The sequence below is a fragment of the Saccharothrix coeruleofusca genome (genome assembly GCF_017876325.1).
GTDB classification, from domain to species: Bacteria; Actinomycetota; Actinomycetes; order Mycobacteriales; family Pseudonocardiaceae; genus Actinosynnema; species Actinosynnema coeruleofuscum.
Genome location: NZ_JAGINV010000001.1, coordinates 6,518,214 through 6,540,762 on the forward strand (window position 1 = coordinate 6,518,214; position 22,549 = coordinate 6,540,762).

The following is a 22,549-nucleotide window of genomic DNA, read 5'->3' on the forward strand; positions in this document are numbered from 1 at the left end:
GGGGACCACCTTCGACTCTCCAGTCACTGGAACTTCAACCCCATTTTCGACCGGTCCGGCACGATTGCCGTTCGTGCTCGCCTACCTGCCCTCCGCGTTGTCACTGCTAGTGCTGCTCGCCCTGTGGGTGGTGGTGCTCAGGGCGGACCACCGGGGTTCGCTCAAGCTGGAGTTCCGCGCGCCGCGACGGCAGGCCCGCCCCCCGGTCGTGGAGCCGCGACCGCCGCGGGGCACCAGGGGGCCGATGGCGTGGGCGCTGGTCAAGTGGGTTCTCCTGGCGGTGCTGCTCGCCGCCGCGACCGGCTGCGGGCTGTACTGGCTGCTCGGCAGGCCCGCGCTGCCCGTCATCACCGCTTTCACCACCGCGGAGCTGCTCGACCTGCTCAAGATCGGGCTGGCGGTCGTCGGCGGGCTGGGCGGGGTGGTGGCGCTGGCGGTGGGCTACCGCAAGCAGCAGCTGTCCGAGGCGGCGCACGTCATCGCCACGCGGCAGGAGCAGCGCGAGCGCACGAAGTTCTTCAACGAGCGCTACGGCCAGGCCGCCGAGCAGCTCGGGCACGACAGCTTCGCGGTGCGGCTGGCGGGCGTCTACGCGATGGTCGGGCTGGCCGACGACTGGCCGGAGCAGCGGCAGATCTGCGTGGACGTGCTGTGCGGCTACCTGCGCACGCCCTACCCTGCGGAGGACCGCACCGAGCGCGAGGTCCGGCAGGAGATCATCAACACCCTGCTCGACCGGGTGTGGGAGCGCGGCTGGGACTCCGAGACGGTCCGGATGGATTTCCGGGGCGTGGAGTTCGAGGACCTCGACCTGTCCAACCGCGTCTTCCAGGGCAACTTCACCTTCGACGGGGCGACCTTCCACGGCGCCCGCGCGAACTTCTCCAACGCGCGCTTCACCGGCGGGATCAGCTTCCGCGGCGCTCGGTTCACCGCGGCGGTCACCTCGTTCGTGGAGGTCTCGGCCAAGGGCGCGACGCTGGACTTCAGCGAGGCCGAGTTCACCGGGGAGCTGCTCGACTTCTCCACCGCCGAGCTGACCCGCAGCACCGTGGACCTGACCGGCGCGGTGGTGCGGGGCACGACCATCCGGTTCTACCAAGTTCTGGTGCGGGTGGGGACCATCGCGCTGGACGCCGCGGAGCTGCAGCGGTCCACTGTGGACTTCTCCATGGTGAACCTGATGAAGCCGCGCAAGAGGAGGGACGAGTGGGCGGCGATCGGGTTGCGCGCGGTGGAGGCCGAGGACTGCGTGTTCCGCTTCGGCGGCAGCCGGTTCACCGAGGCCGAGATCCGACTCGCGGACGGCCGGTTCACCGGGTGCTCGGTCGAGGCGGACGGGGTCGCCGCGTCCGGGCTGCGGGTGACCGCCGAGGGCGCCGAGCCCGCCGGGTTCGTGGAAGCCTTGCGGCGCATGAAGAACGCCGGGAGCCCGCAGGCCCCCGGCGTTCCGGCCGAACCCCAGTAGGTCGTCAGTAGGTCATCGCCACGCCGGGGTCGGCGAGCAGCGCGCCGACGTCGGCGAGGAACCGCGAGCCCTGCTGGCCGTCGACCACGCGGTGGTCGAAGCTCAGCGCGAGCTGGCAGACCTTGCGCGGCACGACCTGGCCGTCCACCACCCACGGCATGTCCCGGATCGCGCCCAGCGCCAGGATGGCCGACTCGCCGGGGTTGATGATGGGCGTGCCGGTGTCGACGCCGAAGACGCCGACGTTGGTGATGGTGATGGTGCCGCCGAGCATGTCGGCCGGGGCGGTCCGGCCCTCGCGGGCGGTGTTGGCCAGCTCGTCCAGCGCCACGGCCAGCTCGCGCAGCGACATCCGGTCCGCGTCGCGCACCTTGGGCACCACCAGGCCGCGCGGCGTGGCCGCCGCGATGCCGAGGTGGACGTAGTCCTTGTAGACGATCTCGCCCGCCGCCTGGTCCCACGTCGCGTTGACGTCGGGGGTGCGGCGGACGGCCAGGACCACGGCCTTGGCGGCGAACGCCAGCGGCGTGAGCTTGACGTCGCGGAACTCCGGCGCGTTCTTCAGGCGCGCGCGCAGCTCCATCATCGGGGTCACGTCGACGGTCAGGAACTCCGTCACGTGCGGCGCGGTGAACGCGCTGTCCACCATCGCCTGCGCGGTGGCCTTGCGGACGCCCTTGATCGGCACCCGGCGCTCCCGCGCGCCGCCGGTGGCGGTGCCGGGGACGGTGACGGCCGGGGCGGGCGGCGGGGCGACGGCCCGCTCCACGTCCTCGCGGGTGATCACCCCGCCGGGACCGGAGCCGGCCAGCGCCCGCAGGTCCACGCCCAGGTCCTTGGCCAGCTTGCGGACCGGGGGCTTGGCCAGCGGCACGTGGCCGCCGGGGGCGACCGGCGCGGGAGCGGGCGCGACCACCGGGGCCGGAGCGGGGGCCGGAGCGGGAGCCGGAGCGGCGGCGACGGGGGCGGGCGCGCCCTTGCGGGGACGCCGCTTCGCCGCGCCGGACTTCGGGCCGTAGCCGACCAGCGTGGCGATCCGGCCGTCCGCCGTCTCCTCGCCGATCTTGCCGCCGGAGGACCCGTTGACCGCGCCGTTCACCGCGGCCGGAGCCGGGGCGGGGGTGGGCGCGGGGGTGGGCGCGGGGACAGGCGCGGCGCCGGACGGGTCCACGTCGATGGTGATGATCGGCGAGCCGACCTCGACCGTCTGGCCGGGCTCGACCAGCAGCTCGGTCACCACGCCGTCCCACGGGCACGGCAGCTCGACCGCCGCCTTGGCGGTCTCGATCTCCACGATGACCTGGTTGACCTCGACCGCGTCGCCGGGCTTGACGTGCCAGGTGAGGATCTCGGCCTCGGTCAGCCCCTCCGCCGTGTCGGGCAGGGGGAACTGCTTGAACTGCGGCATTCCCTTCCTCCCCCTACCAGGCCAGCGAGCGGTCGACGGCGTCGAGCACCCGGTCGAGGTCGGGGAGGTACTCCTCCTCCAGCTTCGACGGCGGGTACGGGGTGTCGAACCCGGTCACCCGCAGCACCGGGGCCTGCAGCGAGTAGAAGCACTCCTGCTGCACCTTCGCCGCGATCTCGCCGGTGATGGAGGACTCGCCGGGCGCCTCGGACACCACGACCAGCCGCCCGGTGCGGCGCACCGACTCGTAGACCGGCCCCAGGTCCATCGGGGACAGCGCGCGCAGGTCGATGACCTCCAGCTCGGTGCCGTCCTCGGCCGCCGCGGCGGCGGCGTCCAGCGCGGTGCGCACCATCGGGCCGTACGCCACGAGGGTGGCCGCCGTGCCGGTGCGCAGCACGCGGGAGGCGTACAGCGGGCCGGGCGCGGCGGTGGTGTCGACCTCGGCCTTCTCGTAGTAGCGCCGCTTGGGCTCGAAGAACAGCACCGGGTCGTCGGAGTCGATCGCCTGCTGGATCATCCAGTAGGCGTCGGTCGGGTTCGAGCACGACACGACCTTCAGGCCGGCGGTGTGCGCGAAGTAGGACTCCGGGGACTCCGAGTGGTGCTCGACCGCGCCGATGCCGCCGCCGAAGGGCACCCGGATGACCATGGGCAGCTTGATCCGCCCCTGGGTGCGGTAGTGCAGCTTGGCGACCTGGCTGACGATCTGGTCGAAGCCGGGGAAGATGAAGCCGTCGAACTGGATCTCGCACACCGGCCGGTAGCCCCGGATGGCCAGGCCGACCGCGGTGCCGATGATGCCGGACTCGGCCAGCGGGGTGTCCAGCACGCGCTGCTCGCCGAAGTCCTTCTGCAGGCCGTCGGTGATCCGGAAGACGCCGCCGAGCTTGCCCACGTCCTCGCCCATGACCAGGACCTTGGGGTTGGCCTCCATGGCCGCGCGCAACCCCAGGTTGAGCGCCTTGGCGATGGTCAGCGTGCGCACCGGCGCGGGCGCGGCCGGGGTGGTGCGGTCCATCGTCGGAGCAGCCATCAGTGCTCACCCCCAGCGAAACCGGCGTGGTAGGACAGGAACTCGTCGCGCTGGGCCTCCAGCGCGGGGTTGCCCCCGGCGTAGACCTCGCTGAAGATCCGCCCGGCGGGCGGGTCGGGCATGGTCACGCAGAACTCGCGCAGCTCGACCGCGATCGCGTCGGCCTCCCGCTCGATCGACTCGAAGAACTCCTGGTCGGCCCACTGCTGCTTGACCAGGTGCACCTTGACGCGCTCGATCGGGTCCTTGAGCTTCCACAGCTCCAGCTCGTCGGACAGCCGGTAGCGGGAGGGGTCGTCGGAGGTGGTGTGGGCGTCCATCCGGTAGGTGAACGCCTCGATCAGCACCGGCCCGTTGCCCTGCCTGCACTGCTCCAGCGCCCAGCGGGTGACCGCCAGGGTGGCCAGCACGTCGTTGCCGTCGACCCGGATGCCGGGGAAGCCGTAGCCGCGCGCCCGCTGGTACAGCGGCAGGCGGGACTGGCGCTCGGTGGGCTCGGAGATGGCCCACTGGTTGTTCTGGCAGAAGAACACCAGCGGCGCGTCGTAGACCGCCGCCCAGACGAAGCCCTCGTGCACGTCGCCCTGGCTGGTGGCGCCGTCGCCGAAGTAGACGATGGTGGCCTCGCCGTCGTCGTCGCCCACCTTGCCGTCGAACTTCTGGCCCATCGCGTAGCCGGCGGCGTTGAGCACCTGGTTGCCGATGACGATGGTGTAGGGGTGGAAGCGCCGCTCCACCGGGTCCCAGGTGCCGTGGTCGGTGCCGCGGAAGATGCCCAGCAGCTCGGTCGGCAGCACGCCGCGGCACCACGCCACGCCGTGCTCGCGGTAGCTGGGGAAGGCCATGTCCTCGGGGCGCAGCGCGCGGCCGGAGCCGATCTGCGCGGCCTCCTGCCCCAGCAGCGGCACCCAGATGCCCAGCTGGCCCTTGCGCTGCAGCGCGTTGGCCTCCCGGTCGACCCGGCGGACCAGCACCATGTCGCGGTAGAGCCCGCGCAGCTCCTCGGCGCTGATGTCGATGTCGAAGTCGGGGTGCTGGACGCGCTCCCCCTCCGGGGTCAGCAGCTGGACCAGGTCCGCGCCGCCCTCATCCGTCGCTCGCAAACCTGCGATCACCTGTTCCGCGGTCGGTCGGGCCGCGGTCGCCGGTGGGGCGCCGGGCCCTGGGGGCGTCCATTTCTCAGGGGACGACATGCGCCTAGCTCCTCATCTCGGAGGCCGCCCGGTCGCTCGTGACGACCGTGCGCGGCGGCACCGCCAGTCGCCGACGCCCTTGTGAGGACGTTCGACAACCGTCGGCGCTGACGGTGTTCTCATCCACATCTTGACATGGCCTCACCCGTCTTAGTGAGACCCGCCCCACTTCGCTTCTATACCGAAAGCGTGCTGAACTGCGGGAACACTCGGATGGCCAACCATCGGCCATCCCACTAGAACGTCCGCTGAGCGGACAGTCCTGTCCCGGTTACCGATCGTTAACGGCCGTCCGCCACCCTCCCCGGCGCGGCCCGCGTGACAGGATCGGGGCGTGGACCGATCAGTGCTGACCCGTACCGTCCGCGGCCTCTGGGACGACGACATCCTGCCGAGCCTGTCCGACCTGGTCGCGCTGCCCGCGATCTCGCCCGCGTTCGACCCGCGCTGGGCTGAGCACGGCCATCTCGCCGCCGCGGTCGAGCACGTGCGCGCCTGGGTGGCCGCCCGCGACCTGCCCGGCACCGCCGTCGAGGTCGTCCAGCTGCCCGACCGCACCCCGCTGCTGCTGGTGGACGTGCCCGGCACGGCCGGTGAGGACACCGTGCTGATGTACGGGCACCTGGACAAGCAGCCGCCGGTGGCCAACTGGTCGCCCGGTCTCGGACCGTGGACGCCCGTGGTGCGTGACGGGCGTCTCTACGGGCGCGGCGCGGCCGACGACGGCTACTCCGGTTACGCCGCGCTGGCGGCCGTCGAGGCGGTGCGCGCGGCGGGCGGGCGGCACGCGCGGTGCGTGGTGCTGCTGGAGACCGGCGAGGAGTCCGGCAGCCCGGACCTGCCCGCGTACCTGGAGCACCTCAAGGCCCGGCTGGGCGAGGTGTCGCTGGTGGTCTGCCTCGACTCCGGCGGCAACGACTACCAGCGGCTGTGGCTGACCACCTCGCTGCGCGGCCTGGCCCAGGTCACGGTGACGGTGAAGGTGCTGGAGGGCGGCCAGCACTCCGGCATGGCCAGCGGCATCGTGCCCAGCTCGTTCCGCGTGCTGCGGCAGCTGCTGGACCGGCTGGAGGACGCCAGGACCGGCGAGGTGCTGATCCCCGAGGCGCACGTGGAGATCCCGGCCAACCGGGTGGCCGAGGTGCGCGAGGCGGTGGCCAGCGCGCCGGGCGTGCTGGTGTCCTCGGTGCCGTGGGCGGGCGGGACGCGGCCGGTCACCGACGACGAGGTGGAGCTGGCGCTCAACGGCGGCTGGCGGCCCACCCTGTCGATCACCGGCGCGGACGGCCTGCCCAAGCCCGACGACGCGGGCAACGTGCTGCGCCCCGCCACCACCCTGGTGCTCAGCTTCCGGCTGCCGCCGACCGCCGACTCGGCCGCCGCGCTGGAGGCGGTGCGCCGGGCGCTGACCACCGACGTGCCCTACGGCGCGGAGGTCGAGCTGAGCCGGGTCGAGGCCGCCGACGGGTGGAACGCGCCCGAGCTGGCCCCGTGGCTGCGCCAGGCGCTGGACACGGCGGGCGAGGAGGTCTTCGGCGCGCCGTGGCGGACCGTGTCGCTGGGCGGCTCCATCCCGTTCATGGGGCTGCTGCACGAGGCGTACCCGCAGGCCCAGTTCCTGGTGACCGGGGCGGTCGGGCCGGACAGCAACTGCCACGTGCCCGACGAGTGGCTGCACCTGGACCAGGCGGCCCGCGTCACCGAAGCGGTGGCGCTGGTGCTGGACGCGCACGCCCGGCGCTGAGAGCAGGCGCTGAGCCGGTACCGACGCCGTGCCGGTGGCCGTCGGACGCGGCGGCCACCGGATCTTTACCGCGAACGGTGGTAGCGACACGCCCGATAGGCCGAAAGTGGTGTCCTAACCCGTCGGTAACCGGTGCACTGTATCGATGCCGCACACTGGTTCGGTGAACGAGCACTGGCAGCAGGCCGAGCGGGCACGTCTGGCCTGCTCGGACTCCCCCACCGCACCGTGGCGCCTGTGGGGCCCCTACCTGGCCGGACGCCAGTGGGGGACGGTCCGCGAGGACTACTCCGCGGGCGGCGACGCGTGGAGGTCGTTCCCCTTCGACCACGCCCGCTCGCGGGCGTACCGCTGGGGCGAGGACGGCATCGCGGGCATCTGCGACGTGCACGGGTTCCTCAACCTCGGGCTGGCCCTGTGGAACGGGCGCGACCCGATCCTCAAGGAGCGCTACTTCGGCCTGACCAACAACGAGGGCAACCACGGCGAGGACGCCAAGGAGTACTGGTGGGTGACCGACGGCACCCCCACCCACTCCTGGATGCGGGTGCTCTACCGGTACCCGCAGGCCGAGTTCCCCTACGCCGAGCTGCGCGAGATGGCCGCCCGCGCCGGGCGGCAGGCGCGCGAGCCGGAGCTGTCCGACACCGGCGTGCTGGACGAGAACCGGTTCTTCGACGTCCGGGTCACCTACGCCAAGGCGAGCCCCACCGACATCTGCGTGGAGCTCAGCGCCACCAACCACGGCCCGGACCCGGCGCCGCTGCACCTGCTGCCCCAGCTGTGGTTCCGCAACACCTGGGCGTGGGGCCGCGACGACCGCAAGCCGAGCCTGACCGCGTCGACCGAGGACGGCTGGCGGCGGATCACCGCCGAGCACGGCGCGCTGGGCCGCTACACGCTGCACGTCGAGGGCACCCCGACGCTGCTGGTCACCGACAACGAGACCAACGAGGTGGCGCTGTTCGGCGCCAAGCAGAACCCCACCCGCTACACCAAGGACGGCGTGGACCGCTACGTCGTCGGCCACGACAGCAGGGCGTGCCAGGTGGTCGGGCCGCACGACACCAGCGGGCCGGGCACCAAGGCCGCCGCCTGGTACTCCTTCGACCCGGTCGAGCCGGGCGAGACGGTGTCGGTGCGGCTGCGGCTGATCCAGGGCGACGGGCACATCGACGCCTTCGGCCCCACCTTCCAGGCGACGATGGACGCCCGGCTGGCCGAGGCCGACGAGTTCCACCGGTCCGACCTGGACCCGGTGCGCGCCGCGGTCGTGCGGCGGGCGCTGGCCGGGCTGATGTGGACCAAGCAGCACTACCGGTTCCGCACCAGCGAGTGGCTGGACGGCGACCCGGCGCAGCCCGCCGCGCCCAAGTCGCGCAAGAGCCCGCACGCGCGCAACGCGCACTGGCGGCACTTCGACGTGGCCGACGTCATCTCCATGCCGGACGAGTGGGAGTACCCGTGGTTCGCCGCGTGGGACCTCGCCTTCCAGGCGGTGCCGTTCGCGCAGGTGGACCCGGCCTTCGCCAAGGAGCAACTGCTGCTGCTGTGCCGTGAGTGGCTGATGCACCCCAACGGCCAGCTCCCGGCTTACGAGTGGGAGTTCGGCGACGTGAACCCGCCGGTGCACGCCTGGGCGGCGCTGCAGGTGTACCGCTCGGAGCCGGTGCCGGACCGCAAGTTCCTGGCCAAGGTGTTCCACAAGCTGCTGCTGAACTTCTCCTGGTGGGTCAACCGCAAGGACGCCGACGGCAGCTACCTGTTCGAGGGCGGCTTCCTCGGCATGGACAACATCGGCCCGGTCAACCGGTCCGAGCCGATGCTGGGGCAGTGGCGGCTGGAGCAGTCCGACGCCACCTCGTGGATGGCCGCCTACAGCCTGCACCTGATGCAGATCGCGCTGGAGCTGGCCAGGCACGACGAGTCCTACGAGGACGTGGCCACGAAGTTCGTGGAGCACTTCCTGAGCATCGCCGAGGCGTCCACCCAGTTCGGCTCGGGCGGGCGCGGCATCTGGAACGAGGCCGACGGCTTCTGCTACGACGTGGTCTCGCGCAGGCTGCCGGACGGCTCGGTGGAGTCCAAGCCGGTGCGGGTGCGCTCGATGGTGGGCCTGATCCCGCTGCTGGCGTGCGCGGTGCTGGAGCCGTGGGTGTTCGAGGAGCTGCCGGTGTTCACCCGGCGGCTGGAGCACCTGCTGGCGCGCAGGCCGGAGCTGGCGCAGTTCATCAGCCGCGACGACCGGCGGGCGCTGCTGTCGCTGCTGGACGAGCCGAAGCTGCGCCGGGTGCTGCGGCGGATGTTCGACGAGGGCGAGTTCCTGTCCCCGCACGGCATCCGCTCGCTGTCCGCGGCGCACCGGGAGGGCCTGGAGGTGCAGGTCGCCGACCAGGAGCACCGGATGGGCTACGAGCCGGGCGAGTCGCGCACGCCGATGTTCGGCGGCAACTCCAACTGGCGCGGCCCGGTCTGGTTCCCGACCAACGCGCTGCTGGTGGAGGCCCTGCGCACGCTGGAGTCCTTCCACCGGGGCCGGTTCCACGTGGAACTTCCCACCCGCTCGCAGCGCCAGGTCACCGCCGGGCAGGCGGCCGACGAGCTGGTGCGCAGGCTGGTGTCGCTGTTCCTGCCCGACCACGACGGCCGCAGGCCCGCGGACGGCAAGCGGATCGAGTCGACCGACTCCGCGCTGTGGCGGGAGCACGTCACCTTCAGCGAGTACTTCGACGGCGACACGGGTGAAGGACTGGGCGCGACTCACCAGACCGGGTGGACCGCGCTGGTGGCCAGTCTGTTGACGGATCGTCGCCACCTGGAAGCGGAGAGTGAATCTCTTTTGTGAAGTAACCCAATGGGATGAACATCCTTCAGCCGAATAGTCGCCGTAACGCAAGAATTGCGCATGAGGGTGCTCTGTAACACGGACGTGCTGTCCACTGCGCCATCCAAGTGGCAGTATGCCGAGCACTCGACCCATACAGTTACGAGGAGTGACCGCCGTGGCCCGTCCTACCAGGCACGCCGCGCTCGCCCTGTTGCCCGTGCTGGCCCTGGCCGCCACGGCGACGGCGTGCGCGACCAAGGTCAACACCGGCACGCAGGACAGCGGCTCGGGCATCACCCTGGTCCAGAGCGGCAAGCTGGTCACCTGCACCCACCTGTCCTACAAGCCGTTCCAGTTCAGCGAGGGCGACAAGACCGTCGGCTTCGACGTGGACCTGGTCGACCTGGTGGCCAAGGAACTGAACGTCACCCAGGAGATCTTCGACACGCCGTTCGAGACGATCACCTCCGGTGAGGTGTTCAACACCGGCAAGTGCGACCTGGCCGCGGCGGGCATGACCATCAACGACGAGCGCAAGCAGGCGATCGACTTCTCCGAGCCGTACTTCGACGCCAGCCAGGCGCTGCTGACGAAGAAGGACTCCGGCATCAAGGGCCTGGAGGACCTGCGCGGCAAGCGGGTCGGCGTCCAGCTGGAGACCGTCGGCGAGGAGTACGCCAACGAGAAGGCCGCCGAGTTCGGCTACACGGTCGTGCAGTTCGAGGACCTGCCACTGATGGAGACCGCCGTGCGCACCGGCGCGGTGGACGCGGCCGTCAACGACAACGGCGTGCTCTACGACTACGCCAAGGAATTCCCGGACACCGAGGTGACCAAGGAGTTCGACACCGGCGACAAGTACGGCATCGGCATGAAGAAGGGCAACACCGCCCTCAAGGCCAAGGTCGACGAGGTCCTGAAGAAGGCCAAGGACAGCGGCGAGTACGACAAGATCTACGAGAAGTGGTTCGGGAAGAAGCCGGAGAGCAAGTAAGCGGCTGGGCCAGCGGGGCCGGTGCTGCGCGCACCGGCCCCGCCCCGCGTTCGAACCCACCCTGCGAGGAGTTCCATGGCTCTGTCCAAGCGGCAACGGGCGAAGGTGTTCCGCGGCGCGCAGTACGCGCTGCTGGTCGTCATCGCCCTCGTGCTGGCCCTGGCCGCTGACTGGGGCGAGATCCAGCGCGCCTTCTTCAACCTCGACATCGCGGCGTCGATGTTCCCCAACGTCATCACGGTGGCGTTGAAGAACACCCTGGTCTACACCGCGCTCGGCTTCGCCTTCGGCCTGGCGCTGGGCCTGGTCCTGGCGCTGATGAAGCTGTCCTCCGTGGCGCCCTACCGCTGGATCGCCACGATCTACATCGAGTTCTTCCGCGGCGTCCCGGCGCTGCTGGTGTTCATCGCGCTGAGCTTCGGCGTGCCGCTGGCCTTCCAGCTGCAGTTCGACATCTACTCCACGGTGATGCTGGCGCTGGGCATCGTCGGCGCGGCCTACATGGCCGAGACGATCCGCGCGGGCATCCAGGCGGTGCCCAAGGGCCAGATCGAGGCGGCCCGGTCGCTGGGCATGTCCCAGGGCCGCACGCTGGCCACGGTGGTCATCCCGCAGGCGTTCCGGATCATCCTGCCGCCGCTGACCAACGAGCTGATCCTGCTCACCAAGGACTCGTCGCTGATCTACATCATCGGCCTGGCCCGCGAGCAGTACGAGCTGACCAAGTTCGGCCGCGAGACGCTGAGCCGGTCGCCGTCGCTGACCCCGATCCTGGTGGTCGGCCTGTGCTACCTGCTGATCACGCTGCCCCTGGGCTACCTGTCGCGGTACCTGGAGCGGCGCACCGGCGGCAAGAAGATCAGCACGCCCGAGTCGACGGGGTTGGGGGTGTCGGCGTGAGCACCGAGGTCAGCACCGACGTGGCGGTGGAGATCACCGGGCTGAAGAAGTCGTTCGGGCCGCTGGAAGTGCTGCGCGGCATCGACGTGAGCGTGCGGCGCGGCGAGGTCGTCTGCGTCATCGGCCCGTCCGGCTCCGGCAAGTCCACGCTGCTGCGCTGCGTGAACCTGCTGGAGGAGCCGACCGGCGGCAAGATCGTGGTCAACGGCGTCGAGCTGACCGACCCCGATTGCGACATCGACGCCGCCCGCACCAAGATCGGCATGGTCTTCCAGGGCTTCAACCTGTTCTCGCACCTCAACGTGCTCAACAACCTCACCGTGGCGCAGCGCAAGGTGCTCAAGCGCAAGCCCGAGGAGGCGCAGCGGATCGCGCTGCGCAACCTGGAGCGCGTCGGCCTGGCGGAGAAGGCGGGCGCCATGCCCGCCCAGCTCTCCGGCGGCCAGCAGCAGCGCGTGGCCATCGCGCGGGCGCTGTCGATGGACCCCGACGTGATGCTGTTCGACGAGCCCACCTCGGCGCTGGACCCCGAGCTGGTCGGCGACGTGCTGGGCGTGATGCGGCAGCTCGCCGACGAGGGCATGACCATGCTCGTGGTGACGCACGAGATGCAATTCGCCCGCGAGGTCGCGGACAAGGTGCTGTTCATGGACGGCGGGTACGTCGTCGAGGAGGGCGAGGCCGCCCAGGTCATCGGCGCGCCCCGGCACGAGCGCACCAAGTCGTTCCTGGCGCGCGTGCTGGACCCGACGCACCAAGGGCCCCGTGACTGACACCGAGGCGCGCGGCGGGCTGGACGTCTTCGACCCCGACCCGCCGCGCGCCACCCGGATGCCCGCCGCCGACGTCCTGCGGGCGCTGGAGAGCAACGAGGGCGCCTGGCGGCTGCCTCGGCGCAGGCCGAACACCCCGCCGGTGATCCGGGTGGTGGACCGGTTCCTCACCGGCCAGCTCGACCTGCGCGCGGTGGAGCTGAACTACCTGCTGGAGTTCGAGCGCTGCCGCTTCGAGCAGCCACCGGACCTGCGCCAGGGCAGGCTGGCGGGCGTGGAGTTCCGCCGCTGCTGGTTACCCGGCCTGCTGGGCCGCAACCTCAGCTGCGCCAACGAGGTCGCGCTGATCGGCAGCACCGTCGAGGGCACCGTGGACCTCACCGACGCCGACATCGCGGGCTCGTTGTCGTTGCAGGACAGCGCGTTGCGGCAGCGCGGCGAGCTGGCGCTGCACGCGGACCGGCTGCGGCTGGCGGGCGCGCTGCTGGGCCACCGGCTCACCGTCGAGGGCGAAGTGCGCATGGCGGGCGCGAACATCGGCGGCAACGCCAACTTCAACGGCGGCACCCTGCACAACCCGGCCGCGTACGCGCTGCGCGGCAACGGGATGCGCGTGGGCGGCAACCTGGTGCTGAGCACCGCCACCGCGCACGGCACGGTGTACCTGGCCAACGCCCAGGTCGAGTCGACGCTGACGCTGCGCGCGGCCAAGCTGGCCGACGGCCGCACCATGTCCGACGCGCTGGACCCGCACAGCGACCCGACCGCGACGCTGGTGCTCGACCGCGTCGCGGTCAACGGCGACGTGCACGTGGACCGGGGGTTCGCCAGCGCGGGCACGGTGCGCATGGTCAACGCCTCGGTGGGCGGCAACCTGTCGCTGACCGGCGGCGAGTTCGACTCGCTGGAGCAGTCCGTCGGCGACGGGCCGACCGGCTACGGCCGGGCGCTGCACCTGGACGGCGCGCAGATCGGCGGCGACATCGTGGGCAGGCAGGCCAGGGTGCGCGGCCAGTTCCGCATGGTCGACCTGCAGGTGAAGGGCAGCCTCACCCTCGACGGGTCCACAGTGGACAACCCGCGCGCGGACGCCGTGCTGGGCAACCGGTCCCGCGTCGGCAGCAACCTGACGCTGCGCGAGGTGGAGGTGACCGGCGGGCTGGAGCTGCGCGCGGTGCACATCGGGGCCAACCTGGACCTGCGCGGCAGCCGCGTCACCCAGCCCGGCCGCTACCGGCACCAGCCCGCGGGCAAGCCGTCGCTGGACGTGGGCGGCGCGGTGATCGGCCGCGACCTGATCTGCGCGGGCGGCGCCAAGGAGTTCGTGGCGCACGGCGGGGTGCGGGCGCGGCGGGCCCAGGTGGGCCGGATCGCCACGTTCGCGGGCGCGGTGCTGGGCGACAAGCTCGACGCGCACGCGCTGAACCTGCTCGGCTTGCAGGTACAGGAACTGGTGCTGACCCCGGTGACGCCGCCGCGCGGGGACGTCACGCTGCGGCAGGCGCGCTGCACCTCGTTGGAGGACAACGAGAACCTGTGGGGCGCGACCGGCCGGATCGACCTGGAGGAGTTCCGCTACGACTCGCTGCGCCACCCGATCGACCTGCGCGACGACGGGGAGGTGGAGCGGCGGCTGCGCTGGCTGCGGCAGGCGATGCGGCGCACCTACCGGCCCGGCCCGTACGACCAGTTCGCGGAGATGCTGCGGGCCTGCGGCAACGACGAGCACGCCGCGATGGTGCTGGTGGAGAAGCAGCGGCTGCGCTACAAGGCGGTCGCCGAGGGCCGCCGCTACCTGGGCCCGCTGGTGCTGGTGTGGAGCTGGTTGCAGCGGTCGATGGTCGGCTACGGCTACCGGCCCGCGCGGGCGCTGGCGTGGCTGGTGGTGTCGTGGCTGCTGGGCAGCGTCTGGTTCGAGGTGCGGCCGGACCTGGAGGTGATCAACTCCGACGACCGGCTGCCGTGGAACCCGTGGCTGTTCACCATCGACCTGGTGGTGCCGATCGTGGACTTCGGCAACAAGAACCGGTGGCAGACGCCGGGCGCGTCGCAGTGGATCGCCTCCGGCCTGATCGTGACCGGCTGGGTGCTGGCCACCACCGTCGCCGCCGGCCTGACCCGCATGCTCAAGCGCTGAGCGCCTGCAAGTACCACCCGTGGTGCGTTTCAGGGCCGGTAAGTACCACCCGAGATACCCGAGCGTTCGACTCGCGGTACCTGAGCGTTCGACTCGCGGGGGAAGGGGCGGGGCGGTGTGGTGGCCGCCCCGCCCGCGCGGGTCAGTGGGTGGCGGCGGGGCGCAGGTTCGGGCTGTCCTCGTCCGCGTGGTAGTCGTCCGCCTTGGTCTGGTCGGTGCCGTTGAACACCCGCAGCTTGCGGGCGATCAGCGTGACGACGACGGCGACCAGCAGGTTGGCGACCACAGCCACCACGCCGACGTAGATCTGCACCGTGGACCCGGCCAGCGGGTGCCAGCCCAGCAGCGACAGCTTGTCCAGCGCCAGCGCCGAGCCGCCGAAGTGCGGGCGCTTCCCGTCCGCGCTGGGGATCTGGTACAGCAGGTACATGCCCCAGCCCATGCCGACGACCCAGCCGGCGACCAGGCCCCAGATGTGGAACCAGCGCGTGTAGAGCGCGATGGCCACGGCGGGCAGCGTCTGCAGGATCATCACGCCGCCGATGAGCTGCAGGTCGATGGAGAACTGCGGGTCGATGAACACGATGAACGCGACCGCGCCGAACTTCACCACCAGCGAGGCCAGCTTGGCCTGCTTGGCCTCCTGCGCCGGGGTGGCGTCCTTCTTCAGGTACTCCTTGTAGATGTTGCGGGTCCACAGGTTCGCCGCGGCGATGGACATGATCGCCGCCGGGACCAGCGCGCCGATGCCGATGGCGGCGAAGGCGATGCCCGCGAACCAGGACGGGAACTCCTGGCCGAACAGCACGGGCACGATGGTGTTGGTGTCCGGGCGGCCGGTGGCCTGGTTGGTGATCGGCTTGACGCCCGCGCTCATGGCCACGAAGCCGAGCATCGCCAGCAGGCCCAGCAGCAGCGAGTACGCGGGCAGCGCCACCATGTTCCGCTTGATCACGTTGCGGCCGCGCGAGGCGAGGATGCCGGTCAGCGAGTGCGGGTACAGGAACAGCGCCAGCGCCGAGCCCAGCGCCAGCGTCGCGTACTGGAGCTGGTTGTTGCCGTTGAGCAGGATGCCGTCGCTCTTGGCCGGCGTGGCCTCGAACCGCGCCTGCGCGCCGTCGAAGATCGCGCTCCAGCCGCCGAACTTCGACGGCAGGTAGATCACCGCGACCAGGATCACCAGGTAGATCAGGGTGTCCTTGACGAACGCGATCAGCGCGGGGGCGCGCAGGCCCGACTGGTAGGTGTAGAGCGCCAGGATCACGAACGCGATGAACAGCGGCAGGTGGCCGAGGAAGCCGGAGCCGTTGAGGCCCATCGTCCGCAGCACCGCCTCCAGGCCCACCAGCTGCAGGGCGATGTAGGGCATCGTGGCGATGATGCCGGTGATCGCGATGATCAGCGCCAGCCAGTGCGAGCCGTAGCGGCCGCGCACGAAGTCGGCGGGCGTGACGTAGCCGTGCACGCGGGACACCGACCACATGCGCACCAGCGGCAGGAACACCAGCGGGTACAGCACCACGGTGTAGGGCAGGGCGTAGAAGCCCAGCGCGCCCGCGCCGAACACCAGGGCGGGCACGGCCACGAAGGTGTAGGCGGTGTAGAGGTCGCCGCCGACCAGGAACCAGGTGATCCACGAGCCGAACTTGCGGCCGCCCAGGCCCCACTCGTCCAGGTGCTCCAGCGTGTCACCGGCCTGCCACTTGGCCGCGACGAAGCCAAGCACGGTGACCAGCAGGAACAGCGCGCTGAAGACCACCAACTCGGTCCACTGCATCAGTTGGCCCCCTCGTCCAGGTCGTCGACACCGAGCCGGTCCGGCTTGCCGTGGACCGCCGCGGGCCGGTCCTTGGTCTTGACGTAGACCAGGCCCACGCAGAGCACGCCCACCGGCACGAAGGCGAACTGGTACCAGTAGAAGAACGGCAGGCCCAACACCCTCGGCTCGTCGGCGTTGAACCACGGCGTGATGAGCATCAGCAGCGGAACCAGCAGCAGCAGGTTCCAGTTGCTCCAGCGCAGGCTGGATTTTCGAGCAGACCGCATGACAACGCCCCTCCGTACGGCCCTGGTTACCGGGTGTCGGGGATGCTAGGCGGCGTCCCGACCAACGTCATCGTGTCGGGTGGGTTGCTGCCATGTGACGTGGCTGAATCGTGACCGTTTGTCACAGCCCGTGTCACTGTTCGCGCAGGACGGTGACCAAGTGCTGCTCGGCGACGTCGAAGTAGCGCAGCAGCGCCCCCTCGGCCCGGTCGGTCTCGTCGCGGTCGAGGAAGTCCGCGATCTCCCGGTTCATCGGCAGGTAGTCCCGGTAGAACTCCTCCGGGTCGCCCATGACGTGGAAGGCCAGCCGCAGCTCGGCGAGCAGCCGCTCGACCTCCTCGTCCAGCCGCGCGGAGCCCGCCAGCGCGGTGATCGCGCGGTGGAAGCGGATGTTCGCGGTGCCCACGCCGTCCCAGTCGCCCTCCTCGGCGCGCCGCTCGCCCCACCGCACCGATTCGCGGATCGCCTCGCGGCGTGCCTCGCCCGCCTCGGGCCAGCGCCGCAGCGCGCCGCACTCGATGATCCGGCGGGCGGCGTAGAGGTCGGTGATGTCGGCGACGCCGGGCACCCGCACGAACACGCCGCGGCTGTACTCGTGCACCAGCAGGCGCTCGTGGGTGAGCAGGCGGAACGCCTCGCGCAGGGTGTTGCGGGAGACCTTGAGCGCCTCGCCGAGGGCCTTCTCCGACAGCTGCCTGCCGGGCTTGATGTACCCGTCGAGGACCCTGGAGCGCAGGACGCCCGCCACCCGCTCGGCGGTGCTGGCGCGGTCGATCTCGGCGCCGTCCTTGGCGAGCGTCCGCAGCCAGTCGTCGGCCTCCACGGTCGTCATGCTGTCACCTTAACGCCCTACAAATCAAAGGAAGTATTGAAGGATTGTTGAACAATCCCTACCTTGGGGAGGGGAGGTGGGGAGCATGGACCTCAACGCGGACGTGGGTGAGGGTTTCGGGCGCTGGGAGCTGACCGACGACGCGGCCCTGCTGGACGTGGTGACCAGCGCCAACGTGGCCTGCGGCTTCCACGCGGGCGACCCGGCGACGATGCTGCGCGCGTGCGAGCTGGCCGCCGCGCGGGGCGTCGCGGTGGGGGCGCACGTCGGCTACCGTGACCTGGTCGGCTTCGGGCGGCGGTTCGTCGACGTCGCCCCCGCCGCGCTGACCGCCGACGTGCTCTACCAGATCGGCGCGCTGGACGCCTGCGCCCGCGCGGCGGGCACCAGGGTCGCCTACGTCAAGCCGCACGGCGCCCTCTACAACGCGCTGGTCCGGCACGAGGCGCAGGCCGACGCGGTGGTCGACGCGGTGCGCGCCTACGACCCGACGCTGCCCGTGCTGGGCCTGCCCGGCGCGGTGTGGCTCAAGCGCGCCGAGGTGGCGGGCCTGCCGGTGCGCTTCGAGGGCTTCGCCGACCGCGCCTACGAGCCCACCGGCGCGCTGGTCGACCGGCGCAGGCCGGGCGCGGTGCTGCACGACCCCGGCGAGATCGCGGCCCGCTGCGTGGAGATGGCCACCGAGGGGCACGTGCGCGCGGTCGACGGGCGTGTCCTGCGGCTGCGCGTGGACTCCCTGTGCGTGCACGGCGACACCCCCGGAGCGGTGGCCATCGCCCGCGCCGTGCGGCGGGCGCTGACCGAGGCGGGCGTCGCGCTGCGGCCGTTCACCGCCGACCAGCGCAAGCTCAGCGCGTGAAGGTGGCGTGAAAGGGCACACCTCCGTTCGGCGGGTTTCCCAAGCCGACCGCACTGGGCAGCATCGCGGCGTGACCATGAGACTCCGCGCGGTGATCTCCACCGCGATCCCCCTGGCCCTGACCCTGCTGGCCGCACCCGCCGTGGCGCAGGCGCAGCCCCAGCAGTGCTTCGACGCCGCCGCGCCGATCACCGTCGAGGAGCAGCGCCTCGACGACACCCTCGGCGAGGGGCAGCCCGCCGTCGGACCGGAACTGGTGCGCCTGGGCGGCTTCGACGACGAGGTCAGCCGGTTCACCACGGCGCTGTGCCGCCTGAGCCCCGGCCGAGAGGCCACCACGCTCGCCGCCACCACCGGCAACGACCTGTGGCGCGCCGCCGTGCGACGCGCGCAGAGCCCACAGACCTGGGACTCCTACGACGACCGCCCGCTGTACTGGGCGCGGCTGCAGCTGACCAAGGCGCTGCGGCAGTGGCGGCCGGTGCGCGGCGAACTGCCCGCCGACCAGCGCGCCGCCCTGGTCACCACGCTCGACCGGGCCTCGCGCGGCCTCGGCGACGCCTCGTTCCCCAGCGGCGTGCGGCGGGTCGCGGTGACCGGCTTCGACCCGTTCCAGCTCGACGGCAACAGCGTGCGCCGCGCTAACCCGGCGGGCGCGGCGGCCCTCCAGCTCGACGGCCGCGTCTTCGACACCCCGCAGGGCAGGGTCGTCGTGCAGGCGGCCGTGCTGCCCGTGCTGTGGGGCACCTTCGACGAGGGCATCGTCGAGCAGTTCTACGGCAACCTGCTGCGCTCGTCGGCCAGGCCGGACGCGATCGTGACCATCAGCCAGGGCCGCGGCGGGCAGTTCGACGTGGAGCGGTGGGCCGCCCGCTGGCGCGGCGGCTTCTGGGACAACAACGACGTGTCCTCCACCGGCCCCGTGCCCGACGCGGCGGGCTGGCCGCAGCCGTCCCTGGAGTTCATCGAGACCACGCTGCCGCACCAGCGGATGGTCGAGGCGGACACCGGGCAGTTCCCCGTGTTCTACAACCGCGAGTTCTGCGAGTGGCCGCTGGGCACCACCCCCGGCGAGGGCTTCATGGACTGCCGCACCGACGAGCCCACGCCCGGCGCGGTGGCCGCCAGCGGCAGCGGCGGCGACTACCTGTCCAACGAGAGCATGTACCGGGCCAACCGGCTGCGCGTCGGCCTGAACGCCACCACCACGGCGGGCGGCCACCTGCACATCCCGGCGATGGGCCTGCCCAGCGACCCGGTCGCGCTCACCGACGCCGCGTTCGAGGCCCAGCGGCGGCAGATCGTCGACCAGACGCTCAACCTGGTGTCGCTGGTCTGACCACTAGGGTGACCGTGTGCGCAGGCGGGCGTTGGTCGCGGTGGTGACCGCGCTGGCGCTCGCCTCCTGCACCCGGTACGTCGAGGGCAGCCCGGACGACGAGGTGCGCCGCCCCTCCATCACGCCCTCCGCCCAGGAGCTGCCCGCGCCCGGCCAGTGCGTGAACGCCGAGCTGCGGCAGGTCGACTGCGCCGGGCCGCACGAGGCCGAGGTGACCGACGTCGGCGAGCTGGGCGACGTCGGCGAGGGCTCCCAGCGCGACGTGCGCCGGGCCGCCGTCCCGCCGTGCCGGGCGGCGCTGGCCCGGTACGTCGGCAGCGCCGACCACGACGCCACCCGGCTGCACGCGCAGGCGATGTGGCCCAGCGCGGACGGCTGGGCCAGGGGCGACCGGTGGCGGCTGTGCCTGGCCGTCGAGCTGGCCCCGGACGGGCAGCGGGTGGCGCGCTCGGGCTCGGTGAAAGACCTGCTCAAAGCCTCCGGGTTCGCCTCGGTGCAGCTGTGCGCGCTGGACTCGCCGTCCCAGGCGCGCGACCCGAAGCTGACCGGTTGCGACACCGCGCACGTGGCCGAGGCGGTGCCCGGGGTGCTGTCCCTGGGCTCGCCCGGCGACCCCGCGCCGTCCCAGGAGGAGGTGGACGCGCGTGCTCGCGAGCACTGCGCCACCGCCGTGCGCGGCTACGTCGGCGCGGACCGGCCGGACGTGTTCGCGGCCTGGCGGGCGTTCGGCAGCCTCGCCTGGTCGGAGGGCTTCACCACTGCGGTCTGCTACGCGGAGGCGACCCGCCCGTTCACCGGCAGGCTGTGGGGACTGGGCGCCAACCCCCTGCCCGGTTGAGTCCACAGGCTGTGCACAGCCTTGTCCACAGGCTGTGGACAACTTCGCGGGTATCCCCTCTGACCAGCGGCGGAAAGTTTTCCACAAGGGGATGGACGAAAGAGGCCCGGTGGACGCCGTTGTCCACCGGGCCTCGCTCAGGGGGCGATCGGGATCAGCCCAGGCGCAGCTTCAGCGCCTCCAGCTCGTCACGCAGCGAAGTCGGCAGCTTCCGGCCGATCTTGGCGAACCACTCCTCGATCATCGGGATCTCGGCCCGCCACTCGTCGGCGTCGAACGCCAGGGCCGCCTCGACGTCCTCGCGCGGCGCGTCCAGCCCCGCCAGGTCCAGCTCGTCGGCGGTCGGCACGTACCCGATCGGGGTCTCCCGCGCGGCGGCCCTGCCCTCGATGCGCTCGACGGCCCACTTCAGCACGCGCGAGTTCTCGCCGAACCCCGGCCACAGGAAGCGCTTGTCCTCGCCGCGGCGGAACCAGTTGACGTAGAAGATCTTGGGCAGCTTGTCCGCGTCCGCGCCCTTGCCGGTGTCGATCCAGTGCTGGAAGTAGTCACCCGCGTGGTAGCCGATGAACGGCAGCATCGCCATCGGGTCGCGGCGCACCACGCCCACCTGGCCGACCGCCGCCGCGGTGGTCTCGCTGGACAGCGTGGCGCCCATGAACACGCCGTGCTGCCAGTCGCGCGACTCCGTGACCAGCGGGACCGTCGTGGCGCGGCGACCGCCGAAGAAGATCGCCGAGATCGGCACGCCCTTGGGGTCGTCCCACTCCGGGGCCTTGATGTCGCACTGCGCGATCGGCGTGCAGTAGCGCGAGTTCGGGTGCGACGAGGGCTCGCCCGCCTCCGGCGTCCAGTCGCGCTTCTTCCACGAGGTCAGGTGCGCGGGCGGCTGCTCGGTCATGCCCTCCCACCACACGTCGCCGTCGTCGGTCAGCGCGACGTTGGTGAACAGCGAGTTCCCCTTCTCGATGGTGCGCATCGCGTTGGGGTTGGTGTGGTAGTCCGTGCCCGGCGCGACGCCGAAGAAGCCGTTCTCCGGGTTCACCGCGTAGAGCCTGCCGTCCTCGCCGAAGCGCATCCAGGCGATGTCGTCGCCCAGCGTCTCGACCTTCCAGCCGGGGATCGTCGGCTCCAGCATCGCCAGGTTGGTCTTGCCGCACGCCGACGGGAACGCCGCGGCGATGTAGTGGACCTTCCGCTCCGGCGAGGTCAGCTTCAGGATCAGCATGTGCTCGGCGAGCCAGCCCTCGTCGCGCGCCATCACCGAGGCGATGCGCAGCGAGTAGCACTTCTTGCCCAGCAGCGCGTTGCCGCCGTAGCCCGAGCCGTACGACCAGATCATCCGCTCCTCGGGGAACTGGGTGATGTACTTGGTCTCGTTGCACGGCCACGCCACGTCGTCCTGGCCCGGCTCCAGCGGCGCGCCCAGCGAGTGCAGCGCCTTGACGTACGGGGCGTCGTGGCCGAAGCGCGCCAGCGCCTTCGTGCCCATGCGGGTCATGATGTGCATGGAGACGACCACGTACTCGGAGTCGGTGATCTCCACGCCCAGCATCGGCTTCTCCGCGTCCAGCGGACCCATGCAGAACGGGATCACGTACATCGTGCGACCGCGCATCGAACCCCGGTAGAGGTCCGTCATGGTCGCTTTCATCTCGGCTGGATCCATCCAGTTGTTCGTCGGCCCCGCGTCCTGCGGGTCCACCGAACAGATGAAGGTGCGTTCCTCGACCCGCGCGACATCGGTCGGGTCGGACGCGGCCCAGAACGAGTTCGGTTTCTTGCGCAGTGGCACGAAGGTGCCCGCGTCGACGAGTTTGCGAGTCAGCCGGTCCCATTCGTCCGCCGAGCCGTCGGCCCACACCACCTGGTCCGGGCAGGTCAGCTCGGCGACCTCGTGCACCCAGGACAGCAGGTCCTGGTGGTCGGTGGGGGCCTGGTCGAGACCGGGAATGGTCACTGCCGTCATCTCGTCTCGTCTCCTAGCTGAGCGCCAAGTCCACGGCGGACGCCGGTGTCCGGGGTGGACGACGGCGTCCGGGAATGGCTCCGCCCGCCCGGTGGAGGGCGTGCCGTGAAGGGATGGAGGGAGGTTATCCCGATTAATGAGGGGCAACACCTCGACATCCTGTCGGTTCTCTCACATAAACGATTC

General features: G+C 71.4%; 17 protein-coding genes. 10 read left to right on the forward strand and 7 right to left on the reverse strand.

Annotated features, from left to right (window positions below; genetic code table 11):
* The first annotated feature begins 73 nt into the window (after window positions 1-73).
* Window positions 74-1,468: a pentapeptide repeat-containing protein gene (locus JOF41_RS38440; RefSeq protein WP_209623396.1), complete on the forward strand. Its 1,395-nt coding sequence runs from the start codon at window positions 74-76 to the stop codon at window positions 1,466-1,468.
* Window positions 1,469-1,472: 4 nt separating this feature from the next.
* Here the strand turns inward: JOF41_RS38440 and JOF41_RS29970 are convergent, their stop codons facing one another.
* The 3 genes from JOF41_RS29970 to pdhA are packed head-to-tail and all read right to left on the reverse strand — an operon-like array spanning window position 1,473 to window position 5,105.
* Window positions 1,473-2,876, reverse strand: a complete 1,404-nt coding sequence (locus JOF41_RS29970; RefSeq protein ID WP_209623397.1) for a dihydrolipoamide acetyltransferase family protein — start codon at window positions 2,874-2,876, stop codon at window positions 1,473-1,475.
* 13 nt (window positions 2,877-2,889) lie between these two features.
* Entirely contained in the window at window positions 2,890-3,912 is a 1,023-nt protein-coding gene (locus tag JOF41_RS29975; RefSeq protein WP_189221648.1) for an alpha-ketoacid dehydrogenase subunit beta, read from the reverse strand.
* Complete coding sequence (gene pdhA / locus JOF41_RS29980) at window positions 3,912-5,105, reverse strand: pyruvate dehydrogenase (acetyl-transferring) E1 component subunit alpha (protein ID WP_189221647.1); 1,194 nt, start codon at window positions 5,103-5,105, stop codon at window positions 3,912-3,914. The genes JOF41_RS29975 and pdhA overlap by 1 nt, the downstream gene beginning before the upstream one ends.
* 334 nt (window positions 5,106-5,439) lie before the next feature.
* Between pdhA and JOF41_RS29985 the strand changes: the two genes are divergently transcribed.
* The 6 genes from JOF41_RS29985 (at window position 5,440) to JOF41_RS30010 (ending at window position 14,480) form a co-directional block, all read left to right on the forward strand.
* Window positions 5,440-6,849 (forward strand): M20/M25/M40 family metallo-hydrolase, encoded by a 1,410-nt coding sequence (locus tag JOF41_RS29985; protein WP_209623398.1) that lies wholly within the window; start codon window positions 5,440-5,442, stop codon window positions 6,847-6,849.
* Between the two features lie 163 nt (window positions 6,850-7,012).
* Window positions 7,013-9,694, forward strand: a complete 2,682-nt coding sequence (locus tag JOF41_RS29990; RefSeq protein WP_229795008.1) for an MGH1-like glycoside hydrolase domain-containing protein — start codon at window positions 7,013-7,015, stop codon at window positions 9,692-9,694.
* A 157-nt stretch (window positions 9,695-9,851) separates the two neighbouring features.
* The gene (locus tag JOF41_RS29995; protein WP_229795006.1) at window positions 9,852-10,670 is read left to right on the forward strand and encodes a transporter substrate-binding domain-containing protein; all 819 of its coding nucleotides are present in this window, start codon (window positions 9,852-9,854) and stop codon (window positions 10,668-10,670) included.
* A gap of 75 nt (window positions 10,671-10,745) precedes the next feature.
* Window positions 10,746-11,570: an amino acid ABC transporter permease gene (locus JOF41_RS30000; protein ID WP_209623399.1), complete on the forward strand. Its 825-nt coding sequence runs from the start codon at window positions 10,746-10,748 to the stop codon at window positions 11,568-11,570.
* A complete protein-coding gene (locus JOF41_RS30005) occupies window positions 11,567-12,343 on the forward strand; it encodes an amino acid ABC transporter ATP-binding protein (RefSeq protein WP_276530092.1) in 777 nt (258 codons plus the stop codon). The genes JOF41_RS30000 and JOF41_RS30005 overlap by 4 nt, the downstream gene beginning before the upstream one ends.
* Entirely contained in the window at window positions 12,336-14,480 is a 2,145-nt protein-coding gene (locus JOF41_RS30010) for a translocation/assembly module TamB domain-containing protein (protein WP_209623400.1), read from the forward strand. Before JOF41_RS30005 ends, JOF41_RS30010 begins: the two co-directional genes overlap by 8 nt.
* Before the next feature lie 142 nt (window positions 14,481-14,622).
* Here JOF41_RS30010 and mctP read toward each other — a convergent pair whose 3' ends face one another.
* The 3 genes from mctP to JOF41_RS30025 form a co-directional block, all read right to left on the reverse strand.
* Window positions 14,623-16,257, reverse strand: a complete 1,635-nt coding sequence (gene mctP / locus JOF41_RS30015; RefSeq protein ID WP_209623401.1) for a monocarboxylate uptake permease MctP — start codon at window positions 16,255-16,257, stop codon at window positions 14,623-14,625.
* The gene (locus JOF41_RS30020) at window positions 16,257-16,526 is read right to left on the reverse strand and encodes a DUF3311 domain-containing protein (RefSeq protein WP_189221640.1); all 270 of its coding nucleotides are present in this window, start codon (window positions 16,524-16,526) and stop codon (window positions 16,257-16,259) included. Before JOF41_RS30020 ends, mctP begins: the two co-directional genes overlap by 1 nt.
* Window positions 16,527-16,659: 133 nt before the next feature.
* Window positions 16,660-17,358 carry a GntR family transcriptional regulator gene (locus JOF41_RS30025; protein WP_189221639.1) on the reverse strand — a complete coding sequence of 233 codons (699 nt, stop codon included), beginning with the start codon at window positions 17,356-17,358 and terminating at the stop codon, window positions 16,660-16,662.
* An 85-nt stretch (window positions 17,359-17,443) separates the two neighbouring features.
* On the opposite strand from JOF41_RS30025, the gene JOF41_RS30030 reads away from it, so the two are divergent.
* From JOF41_RS30030 to JOF41_RS30040, 3 genes are all read left to right on the forward strand, one after another.
* Window positions 17,444-18,217 (forward strand): LamB/YcsF family protein, encoded by a 774-nt coding sequence (locus JOF41_RS30030; protein WP_209623402.1) that lies wholly within the window; start codon window positions 17,444-17,446, stop codon window positions 18,215-18,217.
* A 76-nt stretch (window positions 18,218-18,293) separates the two neighbouring features.
* Window positions 18,294-19,556, forward strand: a complete 1,263-nt coding sequence (locus JOF41_RS30035; RefSeq protein ID WP_209624533.1) for a pyroglutamyl-peptidase I — start codon at window positions 18,294-18,296, stop codon at window positions 19,554-19,556.
* Between the two features lie 16 nt (window positions 19,557-19,572).
* Complete coding sequence (locus tag JOF41_RS30040; protein WP_189221637.1) at window positions 19,573-20,394, forward strand: septum formation family protein; 822 nt, start codon at window positions 19,573-19,575, stop codon at window positions 20,392-20,394.
* A 154-nt stretch (window positions 20,395-20,548) separates the two neighbouring features.
* Here JOF41_RS30040 and JOF41_RS30045 read toward each other — a convergent pair whose 3' ends face one another.
* Window positions 20,549-22,363 carry a phosphoenolpyruvate carboxykinase (GTP) gene (locus JOF41_RS30045; RefSeq protein ID WP_209623403.1) on the reverse strand — a complete coding sequence of 605 codons (1,815 nt, stop codon included), beginning with the start codon at window positions 22,361-22,363 and terminating at the stop codon, window positions 20,549-20,551.
* Window positions 22,364-22,549: the final 186 nt, after the last annotated feature.

What these genes read in the sequence shown, in the direction of transcription:
- JOF41_RS29970 (WP_209623397.1), bottom strand. Translation starts at nt 2,876, where the DNA reads ATGCCGCAGTTCAAGCAGTTCCCCCTGCCCGACACGGCGGAGGGGCTG.
- JOF41_RS29975 (WP_189221648.1), bottom strand. Translation starts at nt 3,912, where the DNA reads ATGGCTGCTCCGACGATGGACCGCACCACCCCGGCCGCGCCCGCGCCG.
- pdhA (WP_189221647.1), bottom strand. Translation starts at nt 5,105, where the DNA reads ATGTCGTCCCCTGAGAAATGGACGCCCCCAGGGCCCGGCGCCCCACCG.
- JOF41_RS30000 (WP_209623399.1), top strand. Translation starts at nt 10,746, where the DNA reads ATGGCTCTGTCCAAGCGGCAACGGGCGAAGGTGTTCCGCGGCGCGCAG.
- mctP (WP_209623401.1), bottom strand. Translation starts at nt 16,257, where the DNA reads ATGCAGTGGACCGAGTTGGTGGTCTTCAGCGCGCTGTTCCTGCTGGTC.
- JOF41_RS30020 (WP_189221640.1), bottom strand. Translation starts at nt 16,526, where the DNA reads ATGCGGTCTGCTCGAAAATCCAGCCTGCGCTGGAGCAACTGGAACCTG.
- JOF41_RS30025 (WP_189221639.1), bottom strand. Translation starts at nt 17,358, where the DNA reads ATGACGACCGTGGAGGCCGACGACTGGCTGCGGACGCTCGCCAAGGAC.
- JOF41_RS30030 (WP_209623402.1), top strand. Translation starts at nt 17,444, where the DNA reads ATGGACCTCAACGCGGACGTGGGTGAGGGTTTCGGGCGCTGGGAGCTG.
- JOF41_RS30035 (WP_209624533.1), top strand. Translation starts at nt 18,294, where the DNA reads ATGAGACTCCGCGCGGTGATCTCCACCGCGATCCCCCTGGCCCTGACC.
- JOF41_RS30045 (WP_209623403.1), bottom strand. Translation starts at nt 22,363, where the DNA reads ATGACGGCAGTGACCATTCCCGGTCTCGACCAGGCCCCCACCGACCAC.